Here is a 16,050-nt window from a genome sequence, read left to right on the forward strand (position 1 = left end):
GACGCCCATTGCGTTCCAGCCGTTGCCGGTGGTCAGCGGCCCCGCGTCGGGTAGCACACCGCCGCCGGGCAGCGTGAGGGGCGGTTCGGGGACGGGAGCCCCTTCCGGAGCCGATCACGTAGCTGTCGATGAAGGCGACAACGATCCGGGGTCATGAACCCGGGGCTCGGATGTATGAGTCCGGCTCCTCGAGAATCATGGGGCGCTACTGTGGCGGCGTCGGAGTATCCGGACCCTGGAACATTGCCTGGAGATCCAGTTCCAACTTGATCCGCGGTCCTACCACAGCGATGCCACGAGCCAGCATCGAGCGCCAGTTGAGAGTGAAGTCCTCTCGGTGCAACTCGGCAGTGGCCAGCGCAGCGCAGCGCAACTCCTGTTCGTAGCCTCCGTTGACCATGCCCAGGTAGGTGGTATCCAGCTGTACGGAACGACTGACACCGTGCATGGTGAGTACGCCCTGTACGGTCCACTGGGCGCCGTGCCGGTGCACGAAGGCCTCGCTGGCGAAATGGATGTAGGGGTAACTGCGCACGTCGAGAAAGTCGGGCGAACACAGATGGCTGTCGCGGGTTTTGTTGCCGGTGGTGATGCTGGCTGTCTCGATGGAGACCTCGACGTACGAGTCCTCCATCCGCTCGCCAATCTTGATGTCACCGTCGAACCGGGTGAAGCGGCCGTGTACGTGCGCCATGCCCACGTGCTGCGCGATAAAGCGGATGGCGGTGTGCGGCGGGTCGAATACCCAACTGCCAGGTATGGGAAGCTCTTTAATGGGGGAGGGGCGCAGTTGGATCTGCCCCAAGTCGCGAAGTGATCCGGCGGATACCGTGGCGGACCTGCGGACGGGCTCCAGGCTGTCAGCAGTCACCAGGACTGTGTATTCGCCAGGCGGCAGCATAGTGACAAACCGCCCGTAGGGGTCGGTGAGGGAGGTGACCACCATGGAGTGCGTGGCGCCGTTGGTCACTGTGACTGTCGCACGGTGCAGCGGCAGCCCTACCGGGTCCACGACCTCGCAACTGAGAACTCCAGCACCCTGAGGAAGCGTTGGGAGTAGGGCTGTCGAAGTCGTGTCCCTATGCTTCCGGCGGAGCGAGAAGAGCATGACGGTCGTCCTTTTTGAGCGGAGGGTTTGGAAAGGCTCTATCGTTTCATGTTCAATCAATGGGAAGGGTGGGTGTACAGTGAACTCATCGGCGCACTACCTCCACAATTCCGCCTTAGGCCCCGGTCATTGACCGTTGAGTGCCTCACCATCACTAAGCTTGGCGTTTAACCTCGCGTGTCATCCAACCTGCTGAAGTGTGGGGTTGAAGTCACGTGTGCAGATAGGGAGTTCGACTCCTTGGGAGCCATTCTCAAGACCTGTGGATCGGCTCGGGGAGGACGTACCTTCCTGGGTAATTGATCGATAGGTCACCGAGCAAGACCGGTGTTCGCAGCACCGGCCAGGAAGGCACGTCCGTGCTCAGCGTTGTGAACGACGACGGCACCACCGCTCACGGCTCCGCCCTGATCGACGAGATCGTCCGGGAGGGTGCACGAAGGATGCTGGCAGCCGCGCGGTAGGCCGAACTGCCCGGCGGGTGACCACATCGGTATCGCTGGGTGGCTTACGTGGCTCAAGCGTGGCCGTCTGCGGTCAGAGCGGTGGCACTGTCAGCACAGGCAGGTTGCTATGGGAGGGCGTTCAAGCCCGGGGCGACGACTTGGTCAGCCCTTCCACACAGATCTCCACAACCATCCGGTTCCGCCCTTCGCCCGTGGAGCAGCTCCGACGTCTTCTCTACGGGAGGGACGTCCGTCGCGCCAGGCGAAGAATTTTTTGCGGACGCGTGTACGGGCGCTACGGCAGCTTCGGCGAGGGCGTGCGAGAAGGCGTCGGGGCGGGGAAGGAGAGCGGAGCGGTCGGTACGGCCGAGGCCGGGGGAAGCGACGGGACCGATGAGGCGGTCGACCTCGTCGGCAGGCCCGGCACCTTCAGCACTTGATCGGCACGGCTTGGTAAGTTGCCCCGTTCTCCGGAAGACACGTGCAGGGGCAGACCCGTCACGGGGGGAAACGGCCCTACCCCTGCACGATGCCGCCCGCGCACCTCCCCTGGAGGGCAGGCGGCCCGACCCACCACCGGGGGTCACTTTCTCCAGCGCCGCGCGGGTTTCAAGTGTCACGAGTGATCGCCCGTAGCCATGAGATCAACACATCTGGGTGGTGCTGACCTCGCGAGCCTTACAGATCGCCCACGAAGCCCCCCGCACAAATGGGCATGGAGGGCCCGACGGCGGGCAAGCGAGGAATGTGTCATGTGAGGTGGATGAGCTTGTCGCGCGGATCCGGCATGCCCTGAACCAGGCGGGATTTCAGGTGGTCGGCGGAATAGATCGCCGGATGACCGGTCTCCAGGTCAGCGAGACCCCTGCCGGCGTGCTGGTCGCCTGGGCGACGTCTGACGGATTCGCCGCGCTGGCTGCTGACCAACCTGGCGGTGCTTGCCGGGACAGTATGCGGGTTGCGGTGCAGGCTGCCGTCTCCTGTTTGATGACCTCCCTGGGATACCCGGTCATGGGCAGGCCCAACGGCGACATCATCGTCCTGGTGAAAGACGGCGATGCCGGCTAGACGGGCATAGCCGCCGGCATGCCCAGTTAAGCGAGAGGGGCGCTGAGATGGCACCTCCACACCCGGCGGGACGCCTGCGGGGTCCCGGGGATGGCTCCCACGTCGGTGATAGGTCCGTTCGTTGTCTGTCCGTGCTTGACCTATCGTCAAGTCTGGCTAAAAGCTGAGCCGCCCCCTCCACGTCTTCCCGTTCTCATCTCGAAGATGGACCTGCCCCATGCGTACCCACATCCGCGCCGGCGCGCTGACCGCCGGCGTCTCGGCCGTGCTGCTCCTTGCGCCGGCCGCGCACGCCACCGCTCCCGGTGACAACGGCACAGTGAAGATCCACGACGCCAAAACAGGCGAGGAGCTGCGCCGCAACGAGCCCCACGTCTGCACCTTCTACCTCGACGCCTTCGGCTTCGACGCGGTCCAGAAGGTCGACTGGCACATCGAGGCCTGGGCCCCGACCGCCGCCACCAAGGGCGAGACCGTCAAGGCCGGGGCCATCACCCTGGACGGCCAGGGTCACGGCCGTACGGCGGACCTGTCGCTTCCCGACGGGCACTACAAACTGTTCTGGAACTTCGACGGCGAGAAGGGCGCCGCCAAGCACAAGGTGTTCTGGACCGACTGCAAGGATTCACAGGGCGGTGGCGGCGGTACGACGCCGTCCGCCTCCACGTCGCCCTCGTCGTCGGCGCCCTCCTCGTCGGCGTCGCCCTCGCCTTCGGGCTCGGCCGGTGCGACCGCCGCGCCGAGTGCGTCGTCCGGCGAGGGCGGGGCCGCCCCGTCGGCCGCCGCATCCCCGTCCGCGCAGGGCGGCAGCGGCAATCTGGCCGAGACCGGCAGCAGCGCCCCGGTGGGCCTGCTGTCGGGCACCGCGGCGGCGCTGGTGGCCGCGGGCGGCTACCTGGTGCTGCGGCGCCGCAAGGCATCCCGGGGCTGACGTCCGCCGGGCATGACGGTGCCCCCGTGCTCGTCCTGGTGACGGGTACGGGGGCACCGTCGTATGCGGATCGGGGCTGAGGCGGCGAGACGCTGACCACAGTGTGCCGAGCGCGCGGGCCAGGCGGAGGGCAAGGCTGTGGCCCCGATCGGGGCTGTCGGCGACGCCCCGGCAGATCGCCGGGGCGTCGGTTCCCAGGGTTGCGTGGCACACCGCGCCCGGGTGGTGACCATGTTTGCGACCCGGCCGGGCTGCAGGTCCATGAGGTTGCCCGGGCGGAAGACGCACGTATCGCATAGCCGGGCGCCTAGCCGGACGGTGCCCGTGCACGGGTCGGTGACCTCGTCGTACGATTCAGCGCTGTCGTCGGCGCCGTCATGGTCGACGGCACGCTGCATCAGCGCTTCACCGTCGTCCTCCGCAGCCCGCGTGCAGGTGGCCACTCGCAGTTCCACCTGGTCAACAAGCGGCGTCGGTCTGACCAAACTCAGGAGACGGCGGACGTCAGGTACGTCAGGTAGACCCCTCCCTCGCAAGCAGGCATCTTTTGCAGGGTCCAACGGCCGTTGACGGTCGCGGAGGAGAAGTTCGACTCGGCGTCGTCCTCTTCCACTTCGCCCTCCTTCGGGGCGTATCCAGCCTTGGGGAGCTGCTTGTGCAGGAAGGCCAGCGCGGAGTCGAAGCTGCCCCTTACGAATGTGGCAACGACGAGCCGGTTACTGGTGCGATGCTGCACCGAGGTGACGACCGCGCCGTCGGGCACCGGCAGGGTCGCCGGGAAGTCCTTGGGAAGCGGCAGTGAGGCGGCGGTGGGACAGCTGCGGGGCGCGGTGTCGGCGGCCTTCGTGGCAGACGGGTCTTCTCCTTGCACGGCCGCATACCGCGTCTGTCTCTCGGGTTCGGCGTGCTTGGTCGTCGCCGAGCATCCGGTGACAGCCGCCAGGCTGAGGAGGGCGCCGACCAATGCGGCAGCGGGGAGGAGAGACTTCACTTACTGGCCTCCTTTGGGCTTCTTGTGTGCGCCGCGGACCACAGCGTCATACGCGCCGTACAGCGTGTTGCCGGTGGTTTGGCGGGCGATGGAGGCCAGTGCGTCGTAGTTCTGCGCGCCGCCGGTGGCACAGGCGCCGGTGCAGCCGTCGGCGTAGGCGGCGAGCACGCGGCCCTGGGCGTCGAGGGTGACGTCGTTGAAGTCCAGGAGATTGCGGTCCTGGCCGCAGGTGGTGCCGCCGGTGCAGATCGAGCCCTTCTGGACCGGGTCAGTGGGGGTGGCGTCGACGGTGACCCAGGACTGGCCGCCGTCGTAGGTGGTGGACACGTACAGGTGCCAGACGCCCTTGAAGTTGGCCGTGTCCTGGTAGTTGCCGCCCGTGGTGGTGCCCAGGAAGGCGAAGGCGGCGCGGTCGTCGTCGCCTGCGGTCACGGCCGGGAAGACGATGTTCTTGATGCCGAGGGCAGCGCCGACGTTCTGGTCGTACAGCCACGTCTTGCCCTTGTCGTGGCTGACGGCGATACGCGCGGTGCCGTCGCTGTTCTGGTAGCCCATGTAGACGGTCCCGCCGGCCCCGATCCCCAGGCTCGGGTCGGAGTCGCCGGGGGTGCTGGACGGGTTCTTGCGGACCGTCCACGTCAGCCCGTTGTCCTCGGAGACGGCCACGGCCTGGTTGCCGCCGCAGCCCTTGTTAGGCACATATGCCGTGCCGTCCGGCGCGACCTTGACGTGCCCGTGCAGACCGCCGCAGTCCAGGAGCGAGTACATCGGGACGGCGGGCCCGTAAGTCAGACCGCCGTCCCGGCTGACCGCGCAGGAGGCGTCGGCGATGTCCTGCGAGCAGTAGTAGACGGCGTTCGGGTAGGACGTGAGGGCGCCAGGTCCGCCCGGGGCGAAGGGGCCGCCGCCGATGGTCTGGTGGTCCACACCGGAGTTGATGCCGGAGCCGCTCGTCGGCGTCCATGTCTCGCCGTCGTCGTCGGTGTAGCAGGTCAGAGCGGTCTTGCCGGCGAGCTGCGACTCGAAGGTGCGGTGGGTGGCCGGGTCGGTGAACAGGATGGGGTCGAGGCTGGTGGTGCTGCCCTGGGGACATCCGCTGGCCGCGTTCGCGCTCTTGTCCTGCCAAGCGGCGGTGCCGGCGCTGTCGTAGGTGACCTTGAGTGTCGAGGTGTATGCCTGGAACATCGCGGCGCCACTCGCGCGGTTCACGCCGATCGAGGGTTCACCGGCATTGTGCGCGTCCTTGATGGTGTCGGGCGCTGAGGAGTTGGCGTACGTCGGTGGGACGGCTGTGCTCGGCGGCGGATCGACCGGGTCGGCGACCAGGCTCGCCGTGCCGGTGAAGCTGTCGCCGAGCGGTGCGTACGGCACCACGCGCACGGTGTACGACGCCGTCAGCGCCGGAAGCAGCACGGTCTCGGGGTCGCTGGAGGACGCCGAGGCAGCCACCTCGCGGCCGTTCGCGTCGAGGACGTAGACATCGAAGTCAGCTGCGCTGTCAGGCCACTTGATGTCGATGCGCAGGCTGTGACCAGCGTCGTAGCCCGCAGGCACGGACACCTTCAGGGCGTAGTCGTCGCAGAGTTGCGGATTCCCGCAACTCACCGTCCCAGAGGTGCCCGAGACGTTGGGCACGACGAAGGGGCCGGCGCTCCACATGGTCGTGGGCGCTGCGTCGCTGACCGATCCGGAGGGCGAAGCGGCGGCGTCGGCCGACACATTCGGCAGGGCGCCGGCAACGAGCGCCATCAACCCGACAGTAATGCGCCCCCGCAACCGAGGATTGCGCTGGAGACGTAGTGCGGAGAAGAGAGCCACAGATACCTCGTGAGTTCGTGAGTCGGACGAGGACGGGTGGTGCGTGGCGGTACTGGTCAGGCCTTCGTCTGCTCTACGGAGAGGTAGGCGGCGTCCGTCGCAAGGAACCCGAACTCTTTTCGAAACGGTTTCCACAGCGCGCGGGGGCCGACCTCGATCGGCGGCTCACGAACCCGATCAAGAAGCTGCGTACGGTTGCATGCTTGTCTCCAACTCGTGCCCCCTGCCAGTTCATCAACCGCTGGCTTTGAGCGGCAACGCAGCTTCGTACCCAGAAATGGGACAGGCCGCGGAACAGTTGCTCCGCCGATAGACGGTGGCGTGCCGGCCCGGGTGCGGTCGGCGAGCCGGTGTCGGTCGGCCATGGTGATTCGGGCAGCTCAGCGGCCGGGGCGGGCTGCGGCTCGGACTGGGGTGGTTCGAGGGCGAAGACGTGCAGGGCAGCGGTGATGCTGGGCAACGCCTCGCTCGGCGGCCTCACTGAGGTTGTCGGGTTGGGCCCGGGCGCGTTCCTGGATCACTGCGGGACGTATTCCCGGCCCCGTCCACTGCGGGCACGGCACGCGGGTGCCCGGTCCCGATACGTTCGGTGGGGTGGTCCTGGCGGGGCAATCCCTGCAGTGTGCCGAGCGCGCAGACCAGGCGGAGGAAGTGCGGCGGGATTGTGACGTGTTCAAGTGGCTGCGTCCACATGGAGGTTGATCTCGCGCCGATCCGCCGTCACCCGTGACACTCCACTGGGACGGGGCGCTGGAGAGAGCGACCCCGGGTGGGGTTCAGGCGCCTGTCCCTCTTGGGGGAGGTTCGCGGGCGCCGTCGTGCAGGGGCAGGCTCGTACCCCCCGTGACGGGTCTGCCCCTGCTCGAAAGGGCCAGCCTGACACGTTGAAAGCCTTGTGCACTGTCCGCCGGGCACACGCGACTGTCCATCAACGACGATGGGATCGTCGACCGTGCGTGGTCGCCCAGGTCCTGGCTGGCGCGCCCGTGACGCGCGTGACATACGACACCGGGCAGTCCACCAGAGCCCGTGCTGCAGGGCTGCGAGTGAACAACCTCCGAGTGGAGGTCGGGGCTGAACCCCGAGCCGAGCCGGAACGGCGGACAAACGAAAGCCCCCGCCCGGCCATAACGATCGAGCGAGGGCACGTACGGCGCTCCCAGCAGCTCATCCGGGGATCCGGCGCTTCAGCCGCACCGAGAGCTCCTCCCGAATCTCTGCCGCAAGGACTCCGTCTCGACCCAAACGACGACCAGCTCCGCCACATGGCGCAGCTTGATGTTCGTACACATCGAAGTCTTGCGGAGCGCGTCCCAGGCCTCGTCAGGGGTCATCCGGCCCACGGCCACGATGACGCCCATCGCCTGGTCGATCACTGCATGGGAGGTCACCGCCTGCTGAAGCTGAGCAACCTGGGTCTCCAACCGTCTGATCCGATCGGGAGTGTCGAGCTCCTGTACCGCGCCGGGGAGCTCGTCGGCGTGGGTGTCCACGTCGCCTCCGTGGTGTGGTGGTGGTCAGCACTCCATGGCTGGGCTGCCCTGCCTTGCGCAACGTAAGCCCGGCTTGGTCCGCGGGCCTACTGTCTTCACCGTCACACCGATGGCGCAGGCGCGCACAATGCGCTCCAGCTGGTGGCGCCATCTCGGCTCTGGTTGCGGTGCGGCATGTGGATGCCCCTGCTCGCCGTGGAGACCGCACAGGGGGCTCTAGCGTAAGGCTGTCGTCCTCTCCACGCGTGCGGATAGCGGAGCCTCGGCGGTGTGAATCCTCGCGCTTGATGTACTGCGCAAACGGGTCTGCAAGGATCGCGACGTTTATCGCCGCACCCTGCATGATCTTCGGATCGCCCGTAGTGGCGGCCGTGCCGCTCGACATCTGCCCCTACAGGACGGCAGCAGCATGTAATGCCGCGGCCGGAACTCCTGGTCTGCGTTAACGCTTCCCCCCGGTTCAGCTAAAGGTCGGTCCGGCCGCCGAAGTACTCGGGCAGCTTCTCGCGCAGCGTGCGCTCCACGTCGGCTGACTCGTAGACCTCCGCAATCTCCGCGAGAGAGGTGCCTGATCTTGGTGGACAATGTGCACTTGCCGGGCTGAGAGCTAGCAGCTTTCGGCGCCGGGCGGTGTCACCGGTGCCGTGCTGGAACCGCTCGTATGACGTCCAGGCCAGCTTTGGTTTTGCGAGCAGGGGGCACACCCGTCACGGGGGGAAACGAGTCTGCCCCTGCACGCTGGCGCCCGCGAACCTCCCCCCGGAGTGCAGGCGCCTTGACCCCGCCCGGGGTCACTACGTCCAGCGCGGCCTGGGACTGGAGTGTCACAGGTGACGGCCGATGGTTGCGAGATCAACACCTTTGCGAAAAGAGCACTTGGCAGCGTCACAAATCGACCACGAAGTACGCAATAGACCTTGGCGCGTCCGTCGTGGGCGCCGGAGTTCTACGCGGTCTCTCTGCGCTGCACTTGATCACTTCGGGGGTCTGGACGGTCCTTGACCCGTGGCGTCCTGGGGCCTGTGACCTTCGCTGGCGCCGATAGGACAGGTCATGCAGCGCGTCCCCGAACGCCCCCACGCCGTGAATCTGCACATCGAATGCCCCAACCGCAACACAGCGGTTGCGGAATCTGCACACGAACACGCCAGACGACGCTCGGTTGGTGCGGAGCGTCAAGTTGGGAACTACTGCGGCGTCGCCAACCGACTTCAGGCCCAGGCATCTTGTAGAGATGTTGTCCTCAAATCACGGCTGTGCCTGCACAGATGTGTAGACCGCGCCCTTAACCAGCCGGGTAGAAGCGCGGTTTAACTGGATGCTCGGCACGCTCCGTGATTTCATCCTTTGCGCTGCCGGGGTCCCACGACGGTTCCCGAAACTGGACGTAGCGCGCCTGCAGCCGCGGCTCGCGGTTTGTCCCCACATGGGCCGCTCCCCTTGCAGAACATTCACACGAAGGGCAGTCTCACTATGAACTCCGCTCCTCAGGTTCAGACCGTTGAAATCTCCGACGCTGAGCTCGACAACGTCTCCGGCGGCCTCAGCCCGCACGCCAGCGTCATCGCCGGACCCATGACAGTCAGCGACTCTGATGTCCTGGCGCAGGTTGACGCAGTCAAGAGCGAGGTCGTGGGAGCCGCCAGCCAGTACCACCAGGCCGGTGTCTTCGTCTCCTTCTGATCGGTAGCCTCGCGCAGCTGAGCTGTCGACGGTTGTCGCCGTGGCTCACATTTGAGCGCCCTTTCGCGGCTCTGCAAGGGCTTCGGGAGGGCGCTCATGCGTCGAGGGAAGACACCCGTAGTGAGCACCGCATTAGGAGTTCATCCTTAGCTACATACGGGTTGCCGCGTTGCTCCTAGTAGGGCTTGGTTAGGTTGGGATGGGCTTGGTGTGTCTGGGTGGGGGCAGCGGCGTCCGGCACAGCGGGCAGCGCCCGGCCCAGCAGGCCAGCAGGACCTGCAGTCCGGCCACGACCTGGTAGGTCGTCAGGCCGTGGCCGCCGCTTTCGGGGACAGTCGCTCCAGGGTGCAAAACGCCTGGGCGACCGAGGCCAGGGTGAGGTGCCGGTGGAAGCCGTTCCAGGTGCGGCCCTCGAAGTGACCCAGCCCCAAGGCGGTCTTCAGCTCGCGGTAGTCGTGCTCGACCCGCCAGCGGAGCTTCGCCGAGCGCACCAGGTGCCGCAGGGGGGTGTCCGCGGGCAGCGTGGAGAGCCAGTACTTGGTCGGCTCCTTCTCGCCGGCGGGCCACTCGGCCAGCAGCCAGCACACCGGCAGGTCCTCGCCGGGGTGCGCCCGGCGCAGCCGCACTCCGGCGGGGCGCACCCGCAGTGCGGCGAACCGCGAGCGCAACGGGCCCTTGGAGCCCTGCCGCCAGGTCACCCGGTGCAGGGCGCCGTGCCCGGCGTCCTGCACCAGCGTGCGCACCGAGGTGGGTGCCTGCCGGTAGCGGGGCACCGGGGGCCGGCCGGTGCCCGACCAGGCCGGAGCGGTACGCGTGGCGGTCTCGGGCAGCACCGCAGTGTCCGAACGCACCCCGACCACGTAGTCGATGCCGCGCTCTTCCAACGCCAGCCGGAAGGCACCGTCTTGACCGTAGCCCTCGTCGGCCACGATCAGCGGCGGGTCCAGCCCCCAGCACCGCAGCTCGTCGACCATGTCGACGGCCAGCTGCCACTTGGCGACATGCCAGACCTCGTCGGGGATGTGGGCCCGGCGGCGGCGCTTGGCCACCTGGTCGGCGTCCTCGGCGGACGCGGCGGTCACGTCCCACTGCTCGGGCAGGAACAGCCGCCAGTTCACCGGACAGGAGGCCGCGTCGGTGACCAGGTGCACGCTCGGGGCGACCTGGCAGTTGGCGGTCTTGCCCAGCGCCCCGCAGTACTGCGCGGCCACGCCGGGCGAGGCGTGGCCGTCCTTGGGAAAGGACACATCGTCGATCACCCAGGCGGCCGGGCGGATGACCGGCTCCATGCGCCAGGCCAGCTCGGCCAGCACCATCTGATGGGACCACGGGGCGTCGGCCAGGAACTGCTGCAGGCCCTGCCGGTCCACCCCCAGCCGGGCCGCCATCGGCTCCATCGACTTGCGGCGGCCCGCACCGAGCAGCCCGCGCACATACCGCTCGCCCCACCGCCGCTGGTCGGACCGTCCCAACGGGGCGAACACCTCGGCCGCGAACGCCGCCAACCGGTCCTGGGCCTCCACGAGCTCCTGCGGAGCCATGGCCCTCACCTCCGCGAGGCCAACACGCCCTCCTTCCCCCAAGATAACCAAGCCCTACTAGTGCAGCGCCGCATTGATCTTGCGGGGGTAGGTGCCCGCCGTCAGCGGCGACGGGGCTGCTGACGTCGGGCGGTGAGGCGTCAGTTCTTGATGAGCACGGTCGCGAGAGGGGATAGCGCGGAGTTGACCTGGGCTGCGTCGAAGGCTGCGGGGTCGAACTGGTCGGCAGAGTCGAGGCCCAGCCATTCCAGGCGGTCTTTGTGTTCTTCGTGGCGGAAGTCGGCGAGAATCTCGACAAGGTAGTCGTATCCCCAGATGCCGCCGCAGTCCTCGGGCGGGCAGGCTCGGCGGCCGGTGAGGCATCGGGAGTAGGCGGTGCCCGGCCTCCGGGGCGGTGACGTCCTCGATGAGGATGTCGTGTTCCCAGTCGTCGCCGAAGCGCCGCCATCCGACCCGCCCGGTGAAGCCCGGCCAGATCGAGCAGCGCGAGTTCGAGTACCGACGCCACGGCACCGCCTCCATCATCGCGGCCCTGGACGTGCACACCGGTCAGGTCCTGGTCGAAGACATCGTCCGCAACGACTCGTCCACCTTCATCCGCTTCCTGCGGATGCTCGACCAGTCCATCGACCCGAAGCTCACGATCCACCTGGTCCTTGACAACGGGTCGTCCCATGTCTCGAAGGCGACCCGGGCCTGGCTGGCAGCACACCCGAGGTTCGCCGTCCACCACACACCCAAACACGCCTCGTGGCTCAACCAAGTCGAGATCTTCTTCTCGATCCTGGCCCGCCGACTGCTGCGGCGCGGTGAGTTCACCTCGCGCCAGGACCTCATCGACCAGATCCGCGAGTTCACTCTCGCCTACGACGATGAGGCCCGACCGTTCCGCTGGACCTACGACGGAACCCCACTCAAAGCCGCACGATCCTCGCAAGATCAATACGCTGCTGCACTAGCCGCCAGCGGACTCACGCCATGATCCCCACCGGATCGGCGAAGAGCCGGTTTTGTTTTTGTCTGGCGCCGCGTCGGTCAGTCGGCGGACGGCAGAAAGCTGAAAGTGTCGGGGTCGACCGGGCGGCTCTGTCTGGGAAGGCCCGCGACGACGAGCAGGTACGACTCGGTCACGAGGTCGTCCACCAACGCCTGCTCGATATCCGCACCAGGTCTGACGGTGATCCAGTGCTTCTTATTCATGTGGTAGCCGCGAGAGATGCTCGTGTGCGACGCGCGGAGCGTCTCCGCATCTGAGGGATCGGCCTTGAGGATCACGACCGGCTCCCCAGGCATCGATGTCTGCAGCATGAACACCTTGCCGCCGACTTTCCACACCTCCCAGTCGCCGGTGAACTGGTGCGTGTGCTCTGAACCCGGGAGCTCTGCGGCGCGCGCGGCCGCGCGGTTCTGAACTGTCCTGTCTGCGTGCATCTTGGCCTCCTCGAGGTCGGTGGAGGTCGACTGTCCGGCGTCCGTCGAGCAGAGGTGCGGGCGCCGGACAGTCGAGTCCCCCGGAACTGAGCGGGCGTGCCGATCGCGCGCCCGCTCAGTTCGTTATATGTGGGTGAAGATCTTCTCGGCGTCGAAGCGCGAGACCGGCTGGTGAGAGACGCGCGTCTCGTCCGGGTATCCGAGCGCCATGATCAGCGTTGTGGTGAAGTCGGTGTCGGTGAGGCCGAACGCTTCGTCGATCGCCGCGCGGTCGAACCCTTCGAACGGGGTGGCGTCGACTCCGAGAGAAGCGGCGGCCATCATGGTCGCGCCGACGACGAGGTAGGTGTTCTTCTCCAGCCAGTGGAGCACGTCGCCGTCATAGTTCTTCGACTGGATCTCCACGAAGTGGGACGCTCCAGCCTCCCATCCCTTCTGGATCTCCGGGTCCGCGAAGCGATGGTCCGCGCGCTCCTTGGCGAAGATCTCCTGCAAGTGCTCGTCGGGAATCGTCTTGCGGGTCGTGAAGACGATCGCGTGCGAGGCGTTGCGCACCTTCTCCTGGTTGTCCTCGAAGCGGCCGACGAGAGCGTCCGCAAGCTTGTCCTTGCCGGCCTGCGACTCCAGCACATGGAAGTGGTTCGGCTGGATGTTGATCGTCGTCGGCGAGGTGCGCAGGTAGCGCAGCAGGAGCTGGAAGGTCTCCTCGGGGATCTTCTTGTTCGGGTCGAAGTAGCGGGTGAGGTGCTTGGTGATCAGGTTATTGAGATCCATGCCTGGTTTTCGTTTCGTTGTCGGAGAGATCGGGTCGGGAGGTGGTTTCTGGGCGTTGGAGTCACGTCAGTACGTGGTGAGCGTCGCTGTCATGGGGGTGCCTTACGTGCCGGTCGACGCGGTTTCGACGTCGCTGGTTACGCGCCCGCACCGGGGATGTCGACGACGGTGTCGTTGACGTTGTTGAGGTAGTTCGTGAGCAGCGTGACGACCACGACGGTGACGATCGCCTGGATCTCGGGGTCCGTGTAGCCGGCCTCGCGGACCGCGGCGATGTCCTCGTCGCGCACCTGACCGCGGGTCTCGATCACCTGCTGGGAGAAGCGAGCGACGGCGGCACGCTTGGGATCGGTGGAGGCGCCGGTGCGGGCCAGCTCGATCTCCTCGGTGGACATGCCTCCGAGGTTCGCGGAGATGTGTCCGTGCAGCGCCGAGCAGTAGTCGCAGTTGTTGGAGTGGGACGTGGCCAGCGCGATCGTGTGGCGGGTCTTCGCGTCGAGGAGCTTCGCGATGCTGCCCTGCAGGCCCATCACGATCTCGAGGACGGCCGGGTTGGCGGCGAGCGTGGTGAACATGCCCGGAGCGAAGCCGAACTGCTTGGCGATGGCGTCGAGCGTGCCCTGCGTCTTGGCGTCGATGTCGGTGAGCTCGGGCGTGCTGAGACGAGACATGGTGGCGGTCCTCGGGTCGGTATCAGTCTGGGCTGCTTGGCCCACTCACAGTGAACGCGACGCGGAATGGGCTGTCAAGCCCAATCCGCGTTCATATTGGGCCGCTGAGCCCAATCTGCGGGATAGGGTGGTGACATGCAGATGAACGATGGATCGCGTGATCTTCGCGGGCGCACGGGCAAGGGGCTGGCGACGCGAGGTCGCATCCTCGAGCACGCCGCGGACTTGATCTACACGCGGGGGGTCCACGCGACGAACAACGAGCTGGTACGAAGAGCAGCGGGGGTCAGCGGCTCGCAGCTGAGCCACTACTTCGCGAACAAGGAGAGCCTGGTGCGCGCCGTCATCGACTGGCAGGCCGAGAGCGTGCTCGGCTTCCACCGAAGCGAACGGTTCGCCGGCTTCGACACGATCGAGGCGTACCAGGAGTGGGCGGACTTCTTCGTCGTCTCCGGTCGCCCGTTCGAGAACGGCTGCAGCCTCGGATCCCTCGCGAGCGAGATCGTCAAGACCGATCTGGATGTCCGCGACGACCTCACCCGTGTCTTCGCCGAATGGCGGGACATCTTCCGAGCGGGACTCGAGCGGATGCAATATGACGGACGACTCGACGCGTCGGCGGATCCGGCGCGACTCGCACACATGCTGATCGCCGCCTACCAGGGAGGCAGCCTGCTCGCGCAGATCGCCCGCGACGTAGCGCCATTGCGTGACGCGCTGTATGCCGCGGTCGAGCATCTTCGCGCGTACACAACGTCAGACGACGTCGTGTGAACCTGATACGAAGCCCGGGCCTCCCAAGGTCCTTGTGTGTACGACTTGGTTGCCGTCATCCTCTGCCGTCAGGATCCGGGAAGCACCGGCACTGGTGTTGCCAATGCTGAACGAGAGGGCCGCGCAGGTGGCCCAGCTCCGTTGCCAAGTAGAGGACCCGCCCGTCCCCGACCCCCTCGCGCGCGGACTTACGCAGCGCGCTGTCCGCTGCCATCATGGCGTGGTCGACCTTCCTCTCCGGCTTGGTCGGCCGCGCCCGGGTCCTGGACTGATCATCCAGGTCTCTCCCCCCGGAGCGCCCCCCGGCGGGGCCCTGATCAGGTCTCGCCGGGCTGGAGATGGACGGCAACCTCGTGGCGTACCTGAAGACCGGCAAGGGCACCGGCCAGGCGATCTGGTCGAGCCGGACACGTGGCAACCCCGGTGCGTACGCGGTGATGCAGACGGACGACAACCTCGTCGTCTACAAGAGCGGCGGCGGCCCCGACACGGGCGGCGCCCTGTGGTCGACCGGCACCTACGACAACCCGGGCGCGTACGCCACCGTGCAGGACGACGGCAACGTCGTCGTCTACGCGAACGCGAGCACCGCACCCCTGTGGTCAAGCGGCACCTACGCCCGGCCGCAGACCATCCGCTCCGGCACCACCCTCAAGCCCGGCTGGTGGACGCAAGGCACCTACACCCGCCTGGTCATGCAGACGGACGGCAACCTGGTGATGTACCGCCGACGCGACGGCGCCGCCATCTGGTCAAGCCGGAGCTCCGGCCACCCGGGCGCATACGCGGTGATGCAGACGGACGGCAACTTCGTCGTCTACAAGAGCGGCGGCGGCACCGGCAAGGGCGGCGCCCTGTGGTCCAGCGGCACCTCCCACAACTCCGGCGCATACGCAGTGATGCAGAACGACGGCAACCTGGTCGTCTACAAGAGCACCGGCGGCACCGGCAAGGGCGGTGCCCTATGGGCCACCGGCACCACGACGACGGCTCGATGACCACCTCCTGACCCACGTCGCATTCAAGGCGGGGCCGCGGGAAACTGCGGCCCCGCCCGCGTTCGGAAACGCACACAAGGAGATCCGTGCCGCAAGACCAAGAGGCCCGGTGCACACACTCGCCTCGCTTGACGAAGGTCATAGAGGTACCCCGCTCTGTCTGCCCGGGACCGGAGTACGACCGCTGGGAGGCGCCGAATGAGGACTGATGAGGAGTCGCAAACCGGTCTTCACTCGTTCGGGTAAATCATCGCCTTAGGCGGGATGAGTCCGTACAGGATGCTCGGGCGGATCTCGGGCTGGCCGACGTAGCCGCACTTGTG

Annotated in this window: 15 protein-coding genes and 1 pseudogene; 7 read left to right on the forward strand and 9 right to left on the reverse strand. The window is 67.0% G+C overall.

Annotation, left to right across the window (positions count from 1 at the left end):
- Positions 1–205: 205 nt before the first annotated feature.
- Positions 206–1,108 (reverse strand): YceI family protein, encoded by a 903-nt coding sequence (locus ACQEXA_RS26050; protein ID WP_432930863.1) that lies wholly within the window; start codon positions 1,106–1,108, stop codon positions 206–208.
- Between the two features lie 730 nt (positions 1,109–1,838).
- On the opposite strand from ACQEXA_RS26050, the gene ACQEXA_RS26055 reads away from it, so the two are divergent.
- From ACQEXA_RS26055 to ACQEXA_RS26065, 3 genes are all read left to right on the forward strand, one after another.
- Entirely contained in the window at positions 1,839–1,994 is a 156-nt protein-coding gene (locus tag ACQEXA_RS26055; RefSeq protein ID WP_359410450.1) for a hypothetical protein, read from the forward strand.
- Between the two features lie 319 nt (positions 1,995–2,313).
- Positions 2,314–2,622 (forward strand): hypothetical protein, encoded by a 309-nt coding sequence (locus ACQEXA_RS26060; RefSeq protein WP_432930860.1) that lies wholly within the window; start codon positions 2,314–2,316, stop codon positions 2,620–2,622.
- Between the two features lie 217 nt (positions 2,623–2,839).
- Positions 2,840–3,553, forward strand: coding sequence for an LPXTG cell wall anchor domain-containing protein (locus ACQEXA_RS26065; RefSeq protein WP_432930859.1), 714 nt, complete (start codon positions 2,840–2,842; stop codon positions 3,551–3,553).
- A 487-nt stretch (positions 3,554–4,040) separates the two neighbouring features.
- Here ACQEXA_RS26065 and ACQEXA_RS26070 read toward each other — a convergent pair whose 3' ends face one another.
- The 3 genes from ACQEXA_RS26070 to ACQEXA_RS26080 form a co-directional block, all read right to left on the reverse strand.
- Positions 4,041–4,544 (reverse strand): hypothetical protein, encoded by a 504-nt coding sequence (locus tag ACQEXA_RS26070; RefSeq protein WP_432930857.1) that lies wholly within the window; start codon positions 4,542–4,544, stop codon positions 4,041–4,043.
- Positions 4,545–6,293: a sialidase family protein gene (locus ACQEXA_RS26075; protein ID WP_432930855.1), complete on the reverse strand. Its 1,749-nt coding sequence runs from the start codon at positions 6,291–6,293 to the stop codon at positions 4,545–4,547.
- Between the two features lie 1,256 nt (positions 6,294–7,549).
- Positions 7,550–7,855 (reverse strand): ANTAR domain-containing protein, encoded by a 306-nt coding sequence (locus ACQEXA_RS26080; protein ID WP_432930853.1) that lies wholly within the window; start codon positions 7,853–7,855, stop codon positions 7,550–7,552.
- Positions 7,856–9,328: 1,473 nt separating this feature from the next.
- Here ACQEXA_RS26080 and ACQEXA_RS26085 point away from each other — a divergent pair.
- On the forward strand, positions 9,329–9,538 hold the full coding sequence (locus ACQEXA_RS26085; protein ID WP_432930851.1) for a hypothetical protein: 210 nt from the start codon (positions 9,329–9,331) through the stop codon (positions 9,536–9,538).
- A gap of 305 nt (positions 9,539–9,843) precedes the next feature.
- On the opposite strand, the gene ACQEXA_RS26090 is transcribed toward ACQEXA_RS26085, so the two are convergent.
- Positions 9,844–11,079 (reverse strand): IS701 family transposase, encoded by a 1,236-nt coding sequence (locus ACQEXA_RS26090; protein ID WP_433131154.1) that lies wholly within the window; start codon positions 11,077–11,079, stop codon positions 9,844–9,846.
- Between the two features lie 140 nt (positions 11,080–11,219).
- Positions 11,220–11,453: pseudogene (locus ACQEXA_RS26095) on the reverse strand (IS1096 element passenger TnpR family protein); the annotation flags it as partial.
- 38 nt (positions 11,454–11,491) lie between these two features.
- Here ACQEXA_RS26095 and ACQEXA_RS26100 point away from each other — a divergent pair.
- The gene (locus tag ACQEXA_RS26100) at positions 11,492–12,061 is read left to right on the forward strand and encodes an IS630 family transposase (RefSeq protein ID WP_432930849.1); all 570 of its coding nucleotides are present in this window, start codon (positions 11,492–11,494) and stop codon (positions 12,059–12,061) included.
- A gap of 53 nt (positions 12,062–12,114) precedes the next feature.
- On the opposite strand, the gene ACQEXA_RS26105 is transcribed toward ACQEXA_RS26100, so the two are convergent.
- The 3 genes from ACQEXA_RS26105 to ACQEXA_RS26115 all read right to left on the reverse strand — a co-directional run bounded on the left by ACQEXA_RS26105 (position 12,115) and on the right by ACQEXA_RS26115 (position 13,955).
- The gene (locus ACQEXA_RS26105; protein ID WP_432930847.1) at positions 12,115–12,510 is read right to left on the reverse strand and encodes an MmcQ/YjbR family DNA-binding protein; all 396 of its coding nucleotides are present in this window, start codon (positions 12,508–12,510) and stop codon (positions 12,115–12,117) included.
- 123 nt (positions 12,511–12,633) lie between these two features.
- On the reverse strand, positions 12,634–13,284 hold the full coding sequence (locus tag ACQEXA_RS26110) for a nitroreductase family protein (RefSeq protein WP_433131156.1): 651 nt from the start codon (positions 13,282–13,284) through the stop codon (positions 12,634–12,636).
- Between the two features lie 137 nt (positions 13,285–13,421).
- Positions 13,422–13,955: a carboxymuconolactone decarboxylase family protein gene (locus ACQEXA_RS26115; protein WP_433131158.1), complete on the reverse strand. Its 534-nt coding sequence runs from the start codon at positions 13,953–13,955 to the stop codon at positions 13,422–13,424.
- 135 nt (positions 13,956–14,090) lie between these two features.
- Here ACQEXA_RS26115 and ACQEXA_RS26120 point away from each other — a divergent pair, with 135 nt between their 5' ends.
- Positions 14,091–14,729: a TetR/AcrR family transcriptional regulator gene (locus ACQEXA_RS26120; protein ID WP_432930845.1), complete on the forward strand. Its 639-nt coding sequence runs from the start codon at positions 14,091–14,093 to the stop codon at positions 14,727–14,729.
- Positions 14,730–15,067: 338 nt separating this feature from the next.
- Positions 15,068–15,727: a hypothetical protein gene (locus tag ACQEXA_RS26125; RefSeq protein ID WP_432930843.1), complete on the forward strand. Its 660-nt coding sequence runs from the start codon at positions 15,068–15,070 to the stop codon at positions 15,725–15,727.
- Positions 15,728–16,050: the final 323 nt, after the last annotated feature.

It is taken from the genome of Streptomyces sp. CA-106110 (assembly GCF_050936285.1).
Classification (GTDB): domain Bacteria; phylum Actinomycetota; class Actinomycetes; order Streptomycetales; family Streptomycetaceae; genus Streptomyces.

What these genes read in the sequence shown, in the direction of transcription:
- ACQEXA_RS26050 (WP_432930863.1), bottom strand. Translation starts at nt 1,108, where the DNA reads ATGCTCTTCTCGCTCCGCCGGAAGCATAGGGACACGACTTCGACAGCC.
- ACQEXA_RS26100 (WP_432930849.1), top strand. Translation starts at nt 11,492, where the DNA reads ATGTCGTGTTCCCAGTCGTCGCCGAAGCGCCGCCATCCGACCCGCCCG.
- ACQEXA_RS26125 (WP_432930843.1), top strand. Translation starts at nt 15,068, where the DNA reads ATGGACGGCAACCTCGTGGCGTACCTGAAGACCGGCAAGGGCACCGGC.
- ACQEXA_RS26075 (WP_432930855.1), bottom strand. Translation starts at nt 6,293, where the DNA reads ATGGCGCTCGTTGCCGGCGCCCTGCCGAATGTGTCGGCCGACGCCGCC.
- ACQEXA_RS26115 (WP_433131158.1), bottom strand. Translation starts at nt 13,955, where the DNA reads ATGTCTCGTCTCAGCACGCCCGAGCTCACCGACATCGACGCCAAGACG.
- ACQEXA_RS26085 (WP_432930851.1), top strand. Translation starts at nt 9,329, where the DNA reads ATGAACTCCGCTCCTCAGGTTCAGACCGTTGAAATCTCCGACGCTGAG.
- ACQEXA_RS26105 (WP_432930847.1), bottom strand. Translation starts at nt 12,510, where the DNA reads ATGCACGCAGACAGGACAGTTCAGAACCGCGCGGCCGCGCGCGCCGCA.
- ACQEXA_RS26120 (WP_432930845.1), top strand. Translation starts at nt 14,091, where the DNA reads ATGCAGATGAACGATGGATCGCGTGATCTTCGCGGGCGCACGGGCAAG.
- ACQEXA_RS26090 (WP_433131154.1), bottom strand. Translation starts at nt 11,079, where the DNA reads ATGGCTCCGCAGGAGCTCGTGGAGGCCCAGGACCGGTTGGCGGCGTTC.
- ACQEXA_RS26110 (WP_433131156.1), bottom strand. Translation starts at nt 13,284, where the DNA reads ATGGATCTCAATAACCTGATCACCAAGCACCTCACCCGCTACTTCGAC.
- ACQEXA_RS26065 (WP_432930859.1), top strand. Translation starts at nt 2,840, where the DNA reads ATGCGTACCCACATCCGCGCCGGCGCGCTGACCGCCGGCGTCTCGGCC.